The sequence below is a fragment of the Nonomuraea sp. NPDC049655 genome (assembly GCF_044465465.1).
Lineage (GTDB): Bacteria > Actinomycetota > Actinomycetes > Streptosporangiales > Streptosporangiaceae > Nonomuraea.
Window position 1 is genome coordinate 256,937 of sequence record NZ_JBITLS010000002.1, and the last position, 15,859, is coordinate 272,795.

Here is a 15,859-nt window from a genome sequence, read left to right on the forward strand (position 1 = left end):
GAACGCCATGAACACCTCGGCGATCAGGACTATTCGGTGTTGCTAGGTACCAGTACCTCGTGCCACTATATAGCTGGTAGTCAGCACCACTAAGTAGTTGAGCCGACACCGAGACCCCCCGAAGAGAAGACAGGGCCAAGTGATGACGACACGACAAGCTCCGGCGATCCAGGTGCACGGCCTGGAGAAGTCGTACAAGGAACTGCACGTGCTGCGCGGCGTGGACTTCGAGGTGGCGCGGGGCAGCATCTTCGCCCTGCTCGGCTCGAACGGCGCGGGCAAGACCACGCTGGTGAAGATCCTGGCCACGCTGCTCAAGGCCGACGCCGGCACGGCCAGGGTCAACGGCCTCGACGTCGCCGGGCAGGCCGCCCAGGTACGCGAGTCCATCAGCCTCACCGGCCAGTTCGCCGCCGTGGACGAGATCCTCAGCGGGCGGGAGAACCTCGTGCTGGTCGCCCGGCTGCGGCACCTGAAGAACCCCGGCAAGATCGCCGACGACCTGCTCGAACGGTTCTCGCTGACCGAGGCGGGCGGCCGGAAGGCGGCGACGTACTCGGGCGGCATGCGCCGCCGCCTCGACATCGCGATGAGCCTCATCGGCGACCCGCCGGTCATCTTCCTCGACGAGCCGACCACCGGCCTCGACCCCCAGGCGCGCATCGAGGTGTGGCAGGCCGTCAAGGAGCTCGCCGCCCAGGGCACCACCGTGCTGCTCACCACCCAGTACCTGGACGAGGCCGAGCAGCTCGCAGACCGGATCGCGATCCTGCACGAGGGCCGGATCATCGTCAACGGCACCCTCGCCGAGCTCAAGCAACTCCTCCCGCCCGCCAAGGTCGAGTACGTCGAGAAGCAGCCGACCCTGGAGGACGTCTTCCTCACCCTCGTCGGCACGAAAGCCTAAGGACCCCCACGATGAGCAAGCACTTCTTCGGCGACACCACCGTCCTGCTGGGACGGTCCCTGCGCCACATCTCCCGCAGCCCGGACACCATCGTCACGACCGCGATCATGCCGATCGCCATGATGCTGATGTTCGTCTACGTGTTCGGCGGCGCGATCAGGACGGGGTCGGACTCGTATGTGAACTACATGCTGCCCGGCATCCTGCTCATCACGGTCGCCTCCGGCATCGCCTACACCGCCTACCGGCTGTTCATGGACATGAAGGGCGGCATCTTCGAACGGTTCCAGTCCATGCCGACCGCGCGCTCGTCGGTGTTGTGGGCGCACGTGCTGACCTCGCTGGTCGCCAACCTCGTCTCGCTGGTGGTCGTGATGCTCGTCGCCCTGCTCATGGGCTTCCGATCGAGCGCGGGCCTGTCGGCCTGGCTGTCGGTCGCGGGCATCCTGATCCTGTTCACCCTGGCGCTGACCTGGATCGCCGTCATCCCCGGCCTGTCGGCCAAGACCATGGAAGGCGCGAGCGCGTTCTCCTACCCGCTCATCTTCCTGCCGTTCCTCAGCTCGGCGTTCGTGCCCACCGACACCATGCCCACCGTGGTGCGCGTCTTCGCCGAGAACCAGCCGGTGACCTCCATCGTCAACGCCGTCCGCGCCCTGTTCGCCGAGCAGCCCGTCGGCAATGACATCTGGATCGCCCTCGGCTGGTGCGTCGGCATCCTGGTCGTCGCCTACGTCTTCGCCATGAACACCTACCGCCGCAAGATCTCCTGAAAGGACGATCATGACCGACTCCCTGCACACCGTCACGCCGATGCCCGCCGAACGCCGTCCCGGCTGCCCGTTCGACCCGCCGAAGGAACTCGTCGAGGCCCGCGAGCACGGCCCCATCAGCCGCTTCCCCTTCGCCGACGGGCACCAGGGCTGGCTGGTCACCGGCTACGACCTGGCCCGCTCGATCCTGGCCGACCCCCGCTTCAGCTCCCGCAAGGAGCTCATGAGCCACCACCCGACCATCGACTACGGCGACATCGAGGTGCCCCCGGCCCCGCCCGGCGAGTTCCTGCTCATGGACGACCCGCAGCACAGCCGCTACCGCAAGCCGCTCGTCGGCAAGTTCACCGTCCGCCGGATGCGGCTGCTGACCGAGCGCGTCGAGCAGATCACCGCCGAACACCTGGACGCCATGGAACAGGCCGGCCCCACCGCCGACCTGGTGACCGCGTTCGCCAAGCCCATCCCCGCCATCGTCATCTGCGAGCTGCTGGGCGTGCCGTACGAGGACCGGGACCGCTTCCAGGAGAACATCGACAAGTTCCTCGGCGGCGAGGCCGGTGACGAGGAACTGATCGCCGCCTACCTCGCCACCCAGAAGTACCTGGCCGAACTCGTGGCCGCCAAGCGCGCCCACCCGACCGACGACGTGCTCAGCGACCTGCTCGACAGCGACCTGACCGACGAGGAGCTGCAGGGCATGGCCCTGATCCTGCTGTCGGCCGGGTTCGACACCACCGCCAACATGCTGGCCCTCGGCACCTTCGCCCTGTTGCAGAACCCGGACCAGCTCGCCGCGCTGCGCGCCGACCCCACGCTCGCCGACCAGGCCGTCGAGGAGCTGCTGCGCTACCTGTCCGTCGCCAAGCAGTTCTACCGGGTCGCCCTGGAGGACGTCGAGCTGGCCGGACAGACTGTCAAGGCCGGCACGATGGTCATCCTGTCCCTCAACACCGCCAACCGCGACCCCGAACGTTTCCCCGACCCCCACACCCTCGACCTGCGCCGGCAGGACGGCGGCCACCTGGCCTTCAGCCACGGCATCCACCAGTGCCTGGGCCAGCAGCTCGCCCGCGTCGAGATGCGCGTCGCCTTCCCCGCGCTGCTCGGCCGCTTCCCCACCCTGCGCCTGGCCGTACCGGCCGACCAGGTCGCCCTGCGCCCGGAGTCCGCCGACATCTACGGCGTCAAGAGCCTCCCCGTCACCTGGGACGCCTGACCCCGCCCCGGTGGCGCCGATCCCTGAGCTCCAGAGAGGAACCACCCATGGCACACCTCCCGGCGGGTCCCGTGAAGCCCTCCTCACCGACGCTGCGGGCCTCCGACGCGGACCGCGACCGCGTCACCGAACTGCTGCGGACGGCCGTCGCCGACGGCCGGCTCGACCTGGCCGAATTCGAGCAGCGGCTGGAGGTGGCGTTGTCCGCCCGCACCGTGAACGCGCTGGCCCCGCTCGTCAACGACCTGGTCGCGGGACCGGGCAGCCACGGTGCGCTCGCGCTGCCGCCGGCCGGGGCTCCGGCCGCCGAACTGCTCACCATCAAGGAGAAGCACGGCTCGGTGCGCCGCGACGGCCGCTGGACGTTGCCGCACCGGCTGGCGGTGCGCACCGCGTGGAGCGACGTGCTGCTGGACCTGACCAGCGCGGTGCGCGGCGCGCCCGAGCTGATCATCGAGCTGCGGGTGAGCGGCGGCAGCGTGGAGCTGGTCCTGGCGCCGGGCATGGTGCTGGAGAGCGACGAGCTCTCGGTACGGCACGGCACGCTGGCGATCGGCAGGGAGCCCGACGACGACCCGCCCGAGGTGTTGCGGGTCCGCCTGACCGGCCGCATGCGGCACGGCCGGCTCGTCGTCCGCCGGCGGACACCGCGGCGGTGACGCGGCGCGGCGCGTAGGGATTTCGTCAGGATTGCGGCGGTTCACGCCCCGGCGGGACAGGCTGGACAGATCATTCCCGCACGGACGAGAGCCACGTATGCCGATGAATCCATGGACACCTTCCGGCCCCCACGAGATCGAGATCGACCGGTCCCGGCTCAGGGAGATGCGATCGCGCCTGCCCGAGGCGGTCAGGCGGCTGGACGAGCAGGACGCCGAGACCGCCGCCACCGTGAGGATGCGGTGAACGCCGCCGGGCTGGCCCGCGACGCCCTCATGGCGGGCGCGGGCGCGGCGGTGACGCTGTCCGCGCTCGGCGTGCCCGCCGCCTGGCCGTTCGTCGGCAGGATGTACGTCCACCAGTACGACCCGCGGGCGTTCTTCGACGGCGCGGACACCTGGCCGGCCGTGCACGACGACGTGGCGGCCACCCGGCTGAACGTCGAGGCGCTGGTCGGCGAGGTGGCCACGACGAGCTGGCGGAGCGAGGACGGCCGGGCCTTCGACCGCCGCATGGACGCCTGCCTGGCCGGCCTGCGCTCGATCGAGATCCGCGCGGTCGTCGCCGCCCTCGTCCTCCGCACCGTCGGCGCCGCGCTCGTCGCGATGATCCTGTACCAGTTCCTGGTGGCGGCGGCCATGGCCGCGCTGGCGCTCTGGGTGCTGACCGCCGCGCTCACGCCGCTCAGCCTGGTCGCCGCCCGGACCGCGGCCACCCGCTGCCTGACCGGCCTGTACGAGAACCACCGGGCAGTGGAGTCGCTGCTCGACACGCTGCTGCACGGCTGCGCCGCTCGCGGCCGACGCCGACCACCTTTTCAGCAGGCTGAGCCGGCTCCCCGGCGAGACCGCCACGGTCCGGGCCGAATCCCCGGACGGCTGGGTGAGCGTCGAGTACAGCTGCGCGTCCGGCGTCCAGGACCTGCGTCTGGACCCGCGGGCGATGCGCATGGAGTCGGCGCGCCTGGCCGAGACCGTCCTCGGCCTGATCCACCAGGCCAGGCGCGGCAGGCCGAGGCGACGATCGACCGGGTACGCGGCCTGCTGCGCCCCTGACCCGAAGGCTCTACTCTGTGGTACTGTATAGCAGTACTCGGTACCACCGAGTACTTCGGAAGGCGGCGGAAGAAGAGCCACCATGGACAATCTGACGGAGATGCTGAAGGGCACGCTTGAGGGCTGCGTGCTCGAAATCATCGGCAGCGAGGAGACCTACGGGTACGCCATCACGCGCCGGCTGAACGACCTGGGCTTCGCCGACGTCGTCGAGGGGACGGTCTACACCATCCTGCTGCGACTGGAGAAGAACGGGCTCGTCCAGGTGACGAAACGACCGTCCGAGCAGGGGCCGCCGCGCAAGTTCTACGCGCTCAACGACGCGGGACGCGCGGAACTGGCGACCTTCTGGGCGAAATGGGCGTACATCACATCCCGGATCGACAAGCTCAAGGAGGGCGGGAAATGAGCTTCTGGGAGACCATCACCGGCAGCGACCTCACCAGGGACTACAAGGCGTTCGAAGCCCGGGCCGCGGCGCTGCCGGCCGACCACCGGGCGGCCTGGGAACAGATCAAGGGTCACCTCTTCCTCTACGGGGACTTCACCGGCCGGAACCTGATGCCGATCTTCGACGGCGTCCTGGGGCTGCTGGAGGAGACGGCGGCCGACGGGCAGGACGTCCACGAGGTGCTGGGCGACGACATCCCGGGATTCTGCGCGGCCCTGGCCGGCGAGTCAGGGGGCCGCAGCTTCCGCGACCGGTGGCGCGAGCAGTTGAACAGGAACGTCGCGAAGAAGCTGGGCCGGCTGGGAGGCTGACGTGGGCATCCAGGACATCATCGAGGGCAAGAAGCAGTGGCGGGCGCACCTGGCGCGGGTCAAGGCGCTGCCGCCCGACTACCAGATCGTCTACAAGGAGATGCAGCGGTACTTCTTCAAGGTCGGGCCGGTCGGGCTGACCGACGGGTCCCTGCTGCCGGGCATCGTCGACTTCTTCGAGGAGGGCGTCGCGGCCGGCAAGGGAGTCCTGGAACTCATCGGCGAGGACGTCGCCGCCTTCGCCGACGGCCTGATCAAGGACTCCCGCACCTACGCCGACCTCTACCAGGAGTCCGTCAGCGAGAAGACCGGCACGAAGGGGAAACCTCACCGGTTGTAGAGCCTGCGGGCCCACAGGTACCCGCCCAGCGCGATGGCCGCGCTCCAGAGTGCCGCCGCCGCGAGGCTGGGCCCCGCCGGCCGCCCGGCCAGCAGCGCGCGCAGGGTCTCGATGACCGGCGTGAACGGCTGGTGTTCGGCGAACCAGCGCAACGGGCCCGGCATCGACTCCGGCGGCACCACGCCGCTGCCCAGGAACGGCAGCAGCATCAGCGGCATCGGCAGGTTGCTGGCCGTGGCCACGTTCTTGGTGACCATGCCCAGCGCCGCCGACAGCCAGGTGACGGCGAAGGTGAACATGGCCAGCACGCCCACCACCCCGAGCCAGTCCAGCGCCGAGGCGGCGGGACGGAAGCCGATCAGCAGGGCCGTCAGCGTCACGGCGGCGATCGCGGTGAAGTTCTGCACGAGCGCGCCGAGCACGTGTCCGGTCAGGACCGAGACGCGGGCGATGGCCATGGTCTTGAACCGGGCGACGATGCCCTCGGTCATGTCCATCGCCACCGCGATCGCGGTCCCCTGCGCGGCGCTGGCGATCGTCATGATCAGGATGCCGGGAGTGATGTAGGCGACGTAGGCGGCGCGGTCGCCGCCGATCCCGGCGCCCATGATGCCGCCGAGGACGTAGACGAACAGCAGCAGGAACACCACCGGGACGCCCGCGTAGGTGAGGATCAGCGTGGGGTAGCGCCACATGTGCCTGATCTGGCGGCGCAACATCGTCGCCGAGTCGGTGATCGCTCTCATCGTGCGGACTCCTCGGTCAGGGCCAGGAAGACGTCGTCCAGGCCGGGCGTGCGCATCGACAGTTCGGCGACTTCGACAGCGTGCGCGTCCAGCAGTTCCAGGAGCTCGCGTAACGCGCCGACGCCGGTGTCGGGGATCTGCACCGTCAGGGACTCCTCGTCGCGCGAGCACGCCCCCACCAGCGAGACCGCCCTGCGGTACCCGTCGAGGTCGGCGAAGCGCACGACGACGTGGCCGCCGGGGACCATGCGCTTGAGCTCTTCAGGGGCGCCCTCGGCCACCAGCCGGCCCTGGCTGAGCAGCGCGATGCGGTCGGCGAGCTCGTCGGCCTCCTCCAGGTACTGGGTGGTCAGGAAGATGGTCACGCCGTCCTGCCGGACGAGGTCCCGGACGATCTGCCACATCGTGCGGCGGCTGCGCGGGTCCAGGCCCGTGGTGGGCTCGTCGAGGAAGATGAGCCTGGGCGTGCCGACCATGGTCATGGCGAGGTCGAGCCGGCGGCGCATGCCGCCCGAGTAGGCGGCCGCGGGCTTGCCCGCGGCGCCGGTGAGGTCGAAGCGCTCCAGCAGTTCGCCGGCTCGGCGGCGGCCCTCGGCGCGGCCGAGGTGGAGCAGGTCGGCCATGAGCCGTAGGTTCTCCTCGCCGGTGAGGAAGCCGTCGACCGCGGAGAACTGGCCGGTGACGCCGATCGCGGCCCGCACCTTGTCGGGTTCCCTGGACAGGTCGTGCCCGGCGACCCGGAGCTCGCCGGCGTCGGCCTTGATCAGGGTGGACAGGATCTGCACCGTGGTGGTCTTGCCCGCGCCGTTGGGGCCGAGCAGCGAGAAGACGGTGCCCTCGGGGATGGACAGGTCGATGCCGTCCAGGACGCGGTGGGCGCCGTAGGACTTGCGCAGCCCCGTCACCGAGACGAAGGCGCGCGACTCGTCACGATAGTACGTGTTCATCACGACTGAAAGCTACGTTGCTTTCAGAAATTGTGTCAATCAACGGCAACGCATAAGCCCAGTTCAAGGGCGATAAACTGATGCCTTGACGCTGAAGCTGAATGCAATGAAACGTTGCATTGTGTGCGGCCGAACGCAATAGTGAGGTCGTGGCAGAAGGAAGGTTGACCCTGCACGACCGCCGGCGCATCGCGACCGGTCTCGCCGAAGGCCGCTCCTACGCCGAGATCGCCAGGCGGCTCGACCGGCCGACCTCGACGATCAGCCGCGAGGTCGGCCGCAACGGCGGCCCCGGCGACTACCGTCCCGAGCGGGCGCACCAGGCGACGGCGCGGCGGGCGCGGCGCGGCGCCCCGGCGCGTCCGGCCGAGTCCCGGGACCGCCAGGTCTTCGAGGCGGAAGAGGGAGCCGTCGAGATGGCGGTCGCGATGGGCCTGCCGAAGATGGTGGCGCGCGTGCTCATCGGCCTGTGGCTGAGCGAGGACGGCCGGCTCACCGCGGCCGAGCTGGCGCGCGGGCTGAAGGTGAGCCCCGCCTCGATCTCCACGGCGGTGGGCTACCTGACCCGGCAGGGCCTGATCAGGCGCGAACGCGATCCGCAACGACGGCGCGACGTCTACGTGGTCGACGACGACGCCTGGTACCACTCGACGATGATCAGCGCCCGGCAGACGCTCGCGGCGGCGGAGGTCGCCAAGGCGGCGGGGCAGACGCTCGGGCTCGACACGCCCGCGGGCCGGCGCCTGGCCAGGGGCGGCGCGTTCCTGGAGCGGATCAGCCTGGACGCCCTGGCGTCGGCCGAACGCTGGCGCGACCTCCTGTCGTGACCGGAGCGCGGCCCGGACCGCGCGCGCCCCTCCCGAACCCGGACCGAGCCGCGTAGGGAGGCCGTCAAGATTCGGGCCGCGGCCGTATGGAAACCGTCAAGAACGGCAAAACACCCCATTTTCCGGCGTTTGCTGGACCTGCGCGCCGCCCGTCGAGGGGCGGCAATGGTCTCATCATCGAACTGAGGAGTGGGGATGGCCGACGTCATCTTCGTCGCCCTGACGATCGCGATCTTCGTGGTCTTCGGGCTGGTCGTGCGGGCGGTGGAGCGGCTGTGAGCGCCGTCAACGCCACCGGCCTCATCGTGGTCGCCGGTCTGGTGATCTTCATGATCGTGGCCCTGCTGTTCCCGGAGCGGTTCTGATGAGTACGACCCTGGCCGGAATGATCTTCATTGTCTCCCTGATCGCGGCGCTGGCCCTGGTGCACAAACCGTTCGGCGACTACATGCACCGCGTCTACTCCACGACGAAGCACAACGTCGTCGAGCGCGGCATCTACCGCCTGCTCGGAGTGCGGGCCGACACCGAGCAGAGCTGGCCGGTCTACGCCCGCAGCGTGCTGGCCTTCTCGGTGATCTCGGTCCTGGTCGTGTACGGCCTCCAGCGCCTGCAGGACAAGCTGCCGCTGAGCCTCGGCATGGAGCCGGTCACCGGCCACATCGCCTGGAACACCGCGATCAGCTTCGTCACCAACACCAACTGGCAGGCGTACTCCGGCGAGTCCACGATGGGCCACCTGACCCAGATGGCCGCCCTGGCCGTGCAGAACTTCGTCTCGGCGGCCGTCGGCATGGCGGTCGCGGTGGCGCTGGTGCGCGGGTTCGCCCGGCGCAGGTCCGGCACGATCGGGAACTTCTGGGTGGACCTGGTCCGCGGCACCCTGCGCATCCTGCTGCCGATCGCCTTCGTCGGCGCGCTGGTGCTGGTGGCGGGCGGCCTGGTGCAGAACTTCTCGGGCGTGCACGAGGTGACCACGCTGACCGGCGGCACGCAGGGCGTCACCGGCGGCCCGGTCGCCTCCCAGGAGGTCATCAAGGAGCTGGGCACCAACGGCGGCGGCTTCTACAACGCCAACTCCGCCCACCCGTTCGAGAACGCCACGAGCTGGACGAACTGGTTCGAGATCTTCCTGATCCTGGTGATCCCGTTCTCGCTCACCCGCACCTTCGGCCGGCTGGTCGGCCAGGTCCGGCAGGGGTACGCGATCCTCGCGGTGATGGGCGTGCTGGCCCTGGCGAGCGTCCTGCTCACCAACGTCTTCGAGCTGTCCGGGAACGCCACCGTGCCGCAGGCGGCCGGCGCGGCGCTGGAGGGCAAGGAGCTGCGCTTCGGCGTCTCGAACTCGGCCACCTTCGCCGCCTCGACCACCCTCACGAGCACCGGGGCGGTGAACTCCTTCCACGACTCCTACACGCCGTTCGGCGGCATGATGACGATGGTCAACATGATGCTCGGCGAGGTCGCGCCCGGCGGCGTCGGCTCGGGCCTGTACGGCATGCTGATCCTCGCCGTGATCACGGTGTTCGTGGCGGGCCTGATGGTCGGCCGTACCCCCGAGTACCTGGGCAAGCGCATCGGCGCCCGCGAGATCAAGCTCGCCTCCCTGTACTTCCTGGTCACCCCCGCCCTGGTGCTGGTCGGTACCGCGTTCGCGATGGGCTCGGCGGAGCGGCGCGCGAGCATGCTGAACGGCGGCCCCCACGGCCTGTCCGAAGTGCTCTACGCCTTCACCAGCGCCTCCAACAACAACGGCTCGGCCTTCGCCGGCCTCACCGTCAACACCCCCTGGTACGACGTGGCGCTCGGCCTGTGCATGGCCTTCGGCCGGTTCCTGCCGATCATCCTGGTGCTGGCCCTGGCCGGTTCGCTGGCGGCGCAGTCGCCCGTCCCCGAAGGCGCCGGCACGCTGCCCACGCACCGGCCGCAGTTCGTCGGCCTGGTCGTCGGCGTGACGATGATCCTCGTCGCCCTCACCTTCCTCCCGGCACTCGCGCTCGGCCCGATCGCAGAAGGACTGTCCTGACATGTCAACCCCCGTACTGGACAAACCCTCCCCCGCGCGGCGGGACGGCCGCGTGGGCGGCGGCCTGCTGGATCCCCGGCAGCTCGTCAGGTCCCTTCCCGACGCGGTCAGGAAGCTGAACCCGGCCACGCTGTGGCGCAACCCCGTCATGCTGATCGTCGAGGTCGGCGCGGTGTTCACCACCGTCCTGGCGATCGTCGATCCGTCGTTCTTCGCCTGGGCGACCGTCGTGTGGCTGTGGCTGACCGTGATCTTCGCCAACCTGGCCGAGGCCGTCGCGGAAGGGCGCGGCAAGGCGCAGGCGGCGACGCTGCGCAAGGCCAAGACCGACACCCGGGCCCGCCGCCTGCGCGGCGACGCGGAAGGCGGGTGGGACACGGTCGGCGCGCCCGAGCTGCGGCAGGGCGACCTGGTGGTGGTCGAGGCCGGCGAGGTCATCCCCGGCGACGGCGACGTGGTCGAGGGCATCGCCTCGGTGGACGAGTCGGCCATCACCGGCGAGTCCGCGCCCGTCATCCGCGAGTCGGGCGGCGACCGCTCGGCGGTGACCGGCGGCACGAAGGTGCTCTCCGACCGGATCGTCGTCAGGATCACCCAGAAGCCCGGCGAGAGCTTCGTCGACCGCATGATCGCCCTGGTCGAGGGCGCCAACCGGCAGAAGACGCCCAACGAGATCGCGCTCAACATCCTGCTGGCCGCCCTGACGATCGTCTTCCTGGTCGCCACCGTCACCATGCAGCCGCTGGCCGTCTACTCCAAGCAGATCAACCCCGGCGTCCCCGACTCGCTCGCGCTCGACGCGAACGGCGTCACCGGCATCGTGCTGGTCTCGCTGCTGGTCTGCCTGATCCCCACCACGATCGGGGCGCTGCTGTCGGCCATCGGCATCGCCGGCATGGACCGTCTGGTGCAGCGCAACGTCCTCGCGATGTCCGGCCGCGCCGTCGAGGCCGCCGGTGACGTGTCCACGCTGCTGCTGGACAAGACCGGCACGATCACGCTGGGCAACCGGCAGGCGGCCGAGTTCGTGCCGGTGGACGGGATCACCGAGGCCGAGCTCGCCGAGGCCGCCCAGCTCTCCAGCCTCGCCGACGAGACCCCCGAGGGCCGCTCGATCGTGGTGTTCGCCAAGGAGCGGTACGGCCTGCGCGAGCGCGAGATCCACGGCGCCGAATGGGTGCAGTTCACCGCCCAGACCCGCATGTCCGGCGTGAACCTGGACGGCCGCGAGGTCCGCAAGGGCGCGGCCACCGCGGTCATGAAGTGGGTACGCGACAACGGCGGCCACCCCACCGACGACGTCGGCCACATCGTGGACGGCATCTCCGCCTCCGGCGGCACCCCGCTGGTCGTGGCCGAGCGGGGCCGCGTGCTCGGCGTCATCCACCTCAAGGACGTCGTCAAGCAGGGCATGCGCGAACGCTTCGACGAGATGCGCCGCATGGGCATCCGCACCGTCATGATCACCGGCGACAACCCGCTCACCGCCAAGGCCATCGCCGACGAGGCCGGCGTGGACGACTTCCTGGCCGAGGCCACCCCCGAGGACAAGCTGGCCCTGATCAGGAAGGAGCAGGAGGGCGGCCGCCTGGTCGCGATGACCGGCGACGGCACCAACGACGCCCCCGCCCTGGCCCAGTCGGACGTCGGCGTGGCCATGAACACCGGCACCTCGGCCGCCAAGGAGGCCGGGAACATGGTCGACCTGGACTCCAACCCGACCAAGCTCATCGAGATCGTCGAGATCGGCAAGCAGTTGCTGATCACGCGGGGCGCGCTGACCACGTTCTCGATCGCCAACGACATCGCGAAGTACTTCGCGATCATCCCGGCCATGTTCGCGGCCGTCTACCCGGGCCTGGACGCGCTCAACGTCATGCGCCTGTCCAGCCCCCAGTCCGCGATCCTGGCCGCGGTGATCTTCAACGCGCTGGTCATCGTCGCGCTGATCCCGCTGGCGCTCAGAGGCGTCCGGTACCGGCCGTCCAGCGCGTCCAAGCTGCTCTCGCGCAACCTGTACGTCTACGGCCTGGGCGGCATCGTCGCCCCCTTCATCGGCATCAAGCTCATCGACCTGCTGATCCAGTTCCTTCCGGGGATGTCATAAATGGAACGCCTGCCAAGCTGGGTCCGCCAGCACCTCGCCGCCCTGCGCGCCGTCGCCGTCCTGACCGCGCTGCTCGGCATCGTCTACCCGCTGGTCACCACCGGGGTCGCCCAGGCCCTGTTCAACGGGCGCGCCAACGGCTCGATCGTCGAGAAGGACGGCAGGGCCGTGGGCAGCGCGCTCATCGGCCAGTCCTTCACCGACGCCGACGGCAAGCCGATCAGGACGTACTTCCAGTCCCGTCCGTCGGCGGCGGGCGACGGCTACGACCCGACCTCGTCCGGCGCGAGCAACCTCGGCCCCGAGGACGTCGTGGACACGCTGCCGGTCGCCGGCGAGGAGGGCCGGCAGTCGCTGCTCACCCAGGTCTGCGCCCGTTCCAGGGCGGCCGGCGAGCTGGAGGGCGTCAGCGGCGCCCGCCCGTACTGCACCCCGGACGGGGTCGGCGCGGTGCTCAAGGTCTTCCCCGACCGGGCCGTCAGCGTCAACCAGGCGTGCCCGGCCACCCCGTTCGTCGCGACCTATCAGGGCAGGCGGGTGGAGTGTGCCGAGCCGGGGGAGGACTACGCGGCCGGGCGCACCGTCCCGGTCCGGGGGGAGGCCGAGGCGAAGGTCCCGGCCGACGCGGTCACCGCCAGTGGCTCCGGGCTCGACCCGCACATCTCCGTGGCCTACGCCGAGCTCCAGGCGCGGCGTGTGGCCAGGGAGCGCGGCCTCGGCCAGGCCGAGGTCGAGCGGCTCATCAAGGAGCACACCACCGGCCGGGCCGTCGGCTTCATGGGCGAACCGGCCGTCAACGTGCTCGAACTCAACCTGGCGCTCGACCGCTCATGAGCAGGGGCCGCCTTCGGGTCTACCTCGGGGCGGCGCCCGGGGTCGGCAAGACGTACGCGATGCTCGGCGAGGGCCGCCGCGCGCGGGAACGCGGCCGGGACGTGGTCGTGGGCCTGGTCGAGACGCACGGCCGTCCCCGCACCGCCGCCCTCCTGGAGGGCCTGGAGATCATCCCGCGCCGGACCGTCGTCCACCGCGGGGCCACCTTCACCGAGCTCGACGTGGACGCCGTCATCGCCCGCCGGCCGAAGGTGGCGCTGATCGACGAGCTGGCGCACACCAACGTGCCCGGCTCGAAGAACGTCAAGCGCTGGCAGGACGTGGACGAGATCCTGGACGCCGGCATCGACGTCGTCTCCACGGTGAACATCCAGCACCTGGAGTCGGTCAACGACGTCGTCCAGGAGATCACCGGCGTGCCGCAGCGCGAGACCGTGCCCGACGAGGTGGTGCGCCGCGCCGACCAGATCGAGCTGGTGGACATGTCACCGGAGGCGCTGCGCCGCCGCATGGCGCACGGCAACGTGTACGCGCCGGAGAAGGTCAGCGCCGCCATGTCCAACTACTTCCGCGTCGGCAACCTCACCGCGCTGCGCGAGCTCGCGCTGCTGTGGGTGGCCGGCAAGGTGGACGACCAGCTCGACCGCTACCGCGCCGACCACGGCATCGCCACCACCTGGGAGACCCGCGAGCGAGTGGTGGTCGCCCTGACCGGCGGCCCCGAGGGCGACACACTGGTCCGCCGGGCCGCCCGCATCGCCGCCCGCACCAAGGGCGCCGACCTGCTCGCGGTGCACGTCACCAGCGCCGACGGGCTGGCCGGCGCCGACCCGGCCAGCCTGGCCCGCCAGCGCACGCTGGTGGAGGACATGGGCGGCAGCTACCACCAGGTGGTCGGCGACGACGTCCCGCGGGCGCTGCTCGACTTCGCGCGCGGCGTCAACGCCACCCAGCTCGTCCTCGGCGCCTCGCGCAGGGGGCGGTTCGCGCAGATCTTCTCCCGGGGCGTCGGCGTGGAGACCACCGCCCGGTCGGGATCCATCGACGTCCACATGATCACGCACGAGGAGGCCAAGCAGGGACGCCGCCGGCCCGCCCGCACGCGGGCCGCGCTCACCCGGACCCGGCGGGCGAGCGGCTGGGCGCTGGCGGTGGCCGGGATGCCGCTGCTGACGGCCGCGCTGGCGCCGTTCCGGGACATGTTGTCGCTGCCCAGCGAGATCCTGTTCTTCCTGTGCCTGACCGTCGGGGTGGCCCTGGTCGGCGGCATGTGGCCGGCCATCACCGCGGCCGTCGGCGGTTCGCTGCTGCTCAACTGGTTCTTCACCGCGCCGGTCGGCGAGTTCACCATCGCCGCCCCGGAGAACCTGTTCGCGCTGGTCGTCTTCGTGCTGGTGGCGGCGGCGGTGAGCACGATCGTGGACATCGCCGCCCGCCGGACGAGGGAGGCCGCGCGGGCCGGCGCCGACGCCGAGCTGCTGTCCACCATGGCCGGTCACGTGCTGCGCGGCGAGGCCGCGGTGTCCTCGCTGCTGGAACGCATGCGCGAGACCTTTGGCCTGACCTCCGTCACCCTGCTGGAACGGCGGCCCGAGGCCGCGCGCGCGCCCGACCAGCAGTCCGACCCGGACGCCTGGCGGATCGTCGCGACCTCCGGCGGCGCCCCCGCCACCTGCCCGGGACGGTCCGACACCGACGTCGTCATCGACGAGGAACTGGTCCTGGCCGCCAGGGGCGAGCCGCTGGAGGCCGCCGACCGCACGGTGCTGGAGGCGTTCGCCGCCGAGACCGCCGTCGCGCTGCGCCAGGAACGCCTCCAGCAGGAGGCCGAGCTCGCCCGCCCGCTCGCCGAGGCCGACCGGATGCGCACCGCGCTGCTGGCCGCCGTCAGCCACGACCTGCGCACGCCGCTCGCCTCGGCCAAGGCCGCCGTCGAGAGCCTGGGCAGCACCGAGGTCGCCTGGTCGGAAAGGGACCGGTCCGAGCTGCTCGCCACCGCGAAGGAGTCGCTGGACAAGCTGGACCGGCTGGTGGCGAACCTGCTGGACATGAGCCGCCTGCAGGCCGGCGTGCTCGGGGTGAGCGCGCAGCCGCTGGCGCTCGAGGAGATCGTGCCGCGCGCCATCGACGATCTCGGCCCGCTGCGGGACCGCGTCGAAGGCGACGTCTCCGTCGAGCTGCCCGACGTGCTGGCCGATCCCGCGTTGCTGGAACGCGTCCTGGTCAACCTCATGTCCAACGCCGTGCGCTTCAGCCCGCCCGGCCGGACCGTGCTGGTCACCGCCAGCGGGCACGGCGACCACGTCGAGATCCGGGTGATGGATCGCGGCCCCGGCATCCCGCCGGAGGCGCACGACCGCGTCTTCCAGCCGTTCCAGCGGCTCGGCGACCGCGACAACCACTCCGGCGTCGGGCTCGGGCTCGCCCTGTCCCGCGGGCTCGCCGAGGCCATGGGCGGCACGCTCGTGCCCGACGAGACCCCCGGGGGCGGTCTCACCATGATCCTCACCCTTCCCGTCGCCGCCCCCGGACGGTGAGCGTCGCGCCCGGGGCTGGTTCCGGGTGTCAGTCGCCGGGCGTCGTGGGCCCGTCCGGCCCGCGGAGGTGAACCGCGGCTCCGCGCCGCGTCCCCTCAGCAGCGTGCTGACACCAGGCG

17 protein-coding genes are annotated in these 15,859 nt (G+C 70.9%); 15 read left to right on the forward strand and 2 right to left on the reverse strand.

Annotation, left to right across the window (positions count from 1 at the left end; genetic code table 11):
- Window positions 1-142: 142 nt before the first annotated feature.
- The 9 genes from ACIBQ6_RS06495 to ACIBQ6_RS06535 all read left to right on the forward strand — a co-directional run bounded on the left by ACIBQ6_RS06495 (window position 143) and on the right by ACIBQ6_RS06535 (window position 5,716).
- Window positions 143-907 carry an ATP-binding cassette domain-containing protein gene (locus ACIBQ6_RS06495; RefSeq protein ID WP_358301232.1) on the forward strand — a complete coding sequence of 255 codons (765 nt, stop codon included), beginning with the start codon at window positions 143-145 and terminating at the stop codon, window positions 905-907.
- 11 nt (window positions 908-918) lie between these two features.
- Window positions 919-1,680: an ABC transporter permease gene (locus ACIBQ6_RS06500; RefSeq protein ID WP_397210520.1), complete on the forward strand. Its 762-nt coding sequence runs from the start codon at window positions 919-921 to the stop codon at window positions 1,678-1,680.
- A gap of 10 nt (window positions 1,681-1,690) precedes the next feature.
- Entirely contained in the window at window positions 1,691-2,899 is a 1,209-nt protein-coding gene (locus tag ACIBQ6_RS06505) for a cytochrome P450 (protein ID WP_397210521.1), read from the forward strand.
- Between the two features lie 47 nt (window positions 2,900-2,946).
- Complete coding sequence (locus tag ACIBQ6_RS06510; RefSeq protein WP_397210522.1) at window positions 2,947-3,558, forward strand: DUF1707 domain-containing protein; 612 nt, start codon at window positions 2,947-2,949, stop codon at window positions 3,556-3,558.
- A 103-nt stretch (window positions 3,559-3,661) separates the two neighbouring features.
- The gene (locus ACIBQ6_RS06515) at window positions 3,662-3,805 is read left to right on the forward strand and encodes a hypothetical protein (RefSeq protein ID WP_397210523.1); all 144 of its coding nucleotides are present in this window, start codon (window positions 3,662-3,664) and stop codon (window positions 3,803-3,805) included.
- Window positions 3,802-4,614, forward strand: coding sequence for a hypothetical protein (locus tag ACIBQ6_RS06520; RefSeq protein ID WP_397210524.1), 813 nt, complete (start codon window positions 3,802-3,804; stop codon window positions 4,612-4,614). Before ACIBQ6_RS06515 ends, ACIBQ6_RS06520 begins: the two co-directional genes overlap by 4 nt.
- A gap of 82 nt (window positions 4,615-4,696) precedes the next feature.
- Window positions 4,697-5,023: a PadR family transcriptional regulator gene (locus ACIBQ6_RS06525; RefSeq protein ID WP_352356106.1), complete on the forward strand. Its 327-nt coding sequence runs from the start codon at window positions 4,697-4,699 to the stop codon at window positions 5,021-5,023.
- Window positions 5,020-5,376 (forward strand): DUF1048 domain-containing protein, encoded by a 357-nt coding sequence (locus ACIBQ6_RS06530; protein WP_397210525.1) that lies wholly within the window; start codon window positions 5,020-5,022, stop codon window positions 5,374-5,376. Before ACIBQ6_RS06525 ends, ACIBQ6_RS06530 begins: the two co-directional genes overlap by 4 nt.
- Window position 5,377: 1 nt before the next feature.
- Window positions 5,378-5,716, forward strand: a complete 339-nt coding sequence (locus ACIBQ6_RS06535) for a DUF1048 domain-containing protein (RefSeq protein ID WP_358301253.1) — start codon at window positions 5,378-5,380, stop codon at window positions 5,714-5,716.
- Here ACIBQ6_RS06535 and ACIBQ6_RS06540 read toward each other — a convergent pair.
- Window positions 5,704-6,462: an ABC transporter permease gene (locus tag ACIBQ6_RS06540; RefSeq protein ID WP_397210526.1), complete on the reverse strand. Its 759-nt coding sequence runs from the start codon at window positions 6,460-6,462 to the stop codon at window positions 5,704-5,706. The two genes, ACIBQ6_RS06535 and ACIBQ6_RS06540, sit on opposite strands and share 13 nt — an antisense overlap.
- Window positions 6,459-7,409, reverse strand: coding sequence for an ATP-binding cassette domain-containing protein (locus ACIBQ6_RS06545; RefSeq protein WP_397210527.1), 951 nt, complete (start codon window positions 7,407-7,409; stop codon window positions 6,459-6,461). Before ACIBQ6_RS06545 ends, ACIBQ6_RS06540 begins: the two co-directional genes overlap by 4 nt.
- 149 nt (window positions 7,410-7,558) lie before the next feature.
- On the opposite strand from ACIBQ6_RS06545, the gene ACIBQ6_RS06550 reads away from it, so the two are divergent.
- The 6 genes from ACIBQ6_RS06550 (at window position 7,559) to ACIBQ6_RS06575 (ending at window position 15,740) form a co-directional block, all read left to right on the forward strand.
- Window positions 7,559-8,236, forward strand: coding sequence for a helix-turn-helix domain-containing protein (locus tag ACIBQ6_RS06550; protein ID WP_397210528.1), 678 nt, complete (start codon window positions 7,559-7,561; stop codon window positions 8,234-8,236).
- A gap of 275 nt (window positions 8,237-8,511) precedes the next feature.
- Window positions 8,512-8,601, forward strand: a complete 90-nt coding sequence (gene kdpF, locus ACIBQ6_RS06555) for a K(+)-transporting ATPase subunit F (RefSeq protein WP_397210529.1) — start codon at window positions 8,512-8,514, stop codon at window positions 8,599-8,601.
- Complete coding sequence (gene kdpA / locus ACIBQ6_RS06560; RefSeq protein ID WP_397210530.1) at window positions 8,601-10,262, forward strand: potassium-transporting ATPase subunit KdpA; 1,662 nt, start codon at window positions 8,601-8,603, stop codon at window positions 10,260-10,262. The genes kdpF and kdpA overlap by 1 nt, the downstream gene beginning before the upstream one ends.
- Window position 10,263: 1 nt before the next feature.
- The gene (gene kdpB / locus ACIBQ6_RS06565) at window positions 10,264-12,369 is read left to right on the forward strand and encodes a potassium-transporting ATPase subunit KdpB (protein WP_397210531.1); all 2,106 of its coding nucleotides are present in this window, start codon (window positions 10,264-10,266) and stop codon (window positions 12,367-12,369) included.
- Entirely contained in the window at window positions 12,370-13,203 is an 834-nt protein-coding gene (locus ACIBQ6_RS06570; protein WP_397210532.1) for a potassium-transporting ATPase subunit C, read from the forward strand.
- Window positions 13,200-15,740 carry an ATP-binding protein gene (locus tag ACIBQ6_RS06575; RefSeq protein ID WP_397210533.1) on the forward strand — a complete coding sequence of 847 codons (2,541 nt, stop codon included), beginning with the start codon at window positions 13,200-13,202 and terminating at the stop codon, window positions 15,738-15,740. The genes ACIBQ6_RS06570 and ACIBQ6_RS06575 overlap by 4 nt, the downstream gene beginning before the upstream one ends.
- The last annotated feature ends 119 nt before the right edge of the window (window positions 15,741-15,859 follow it).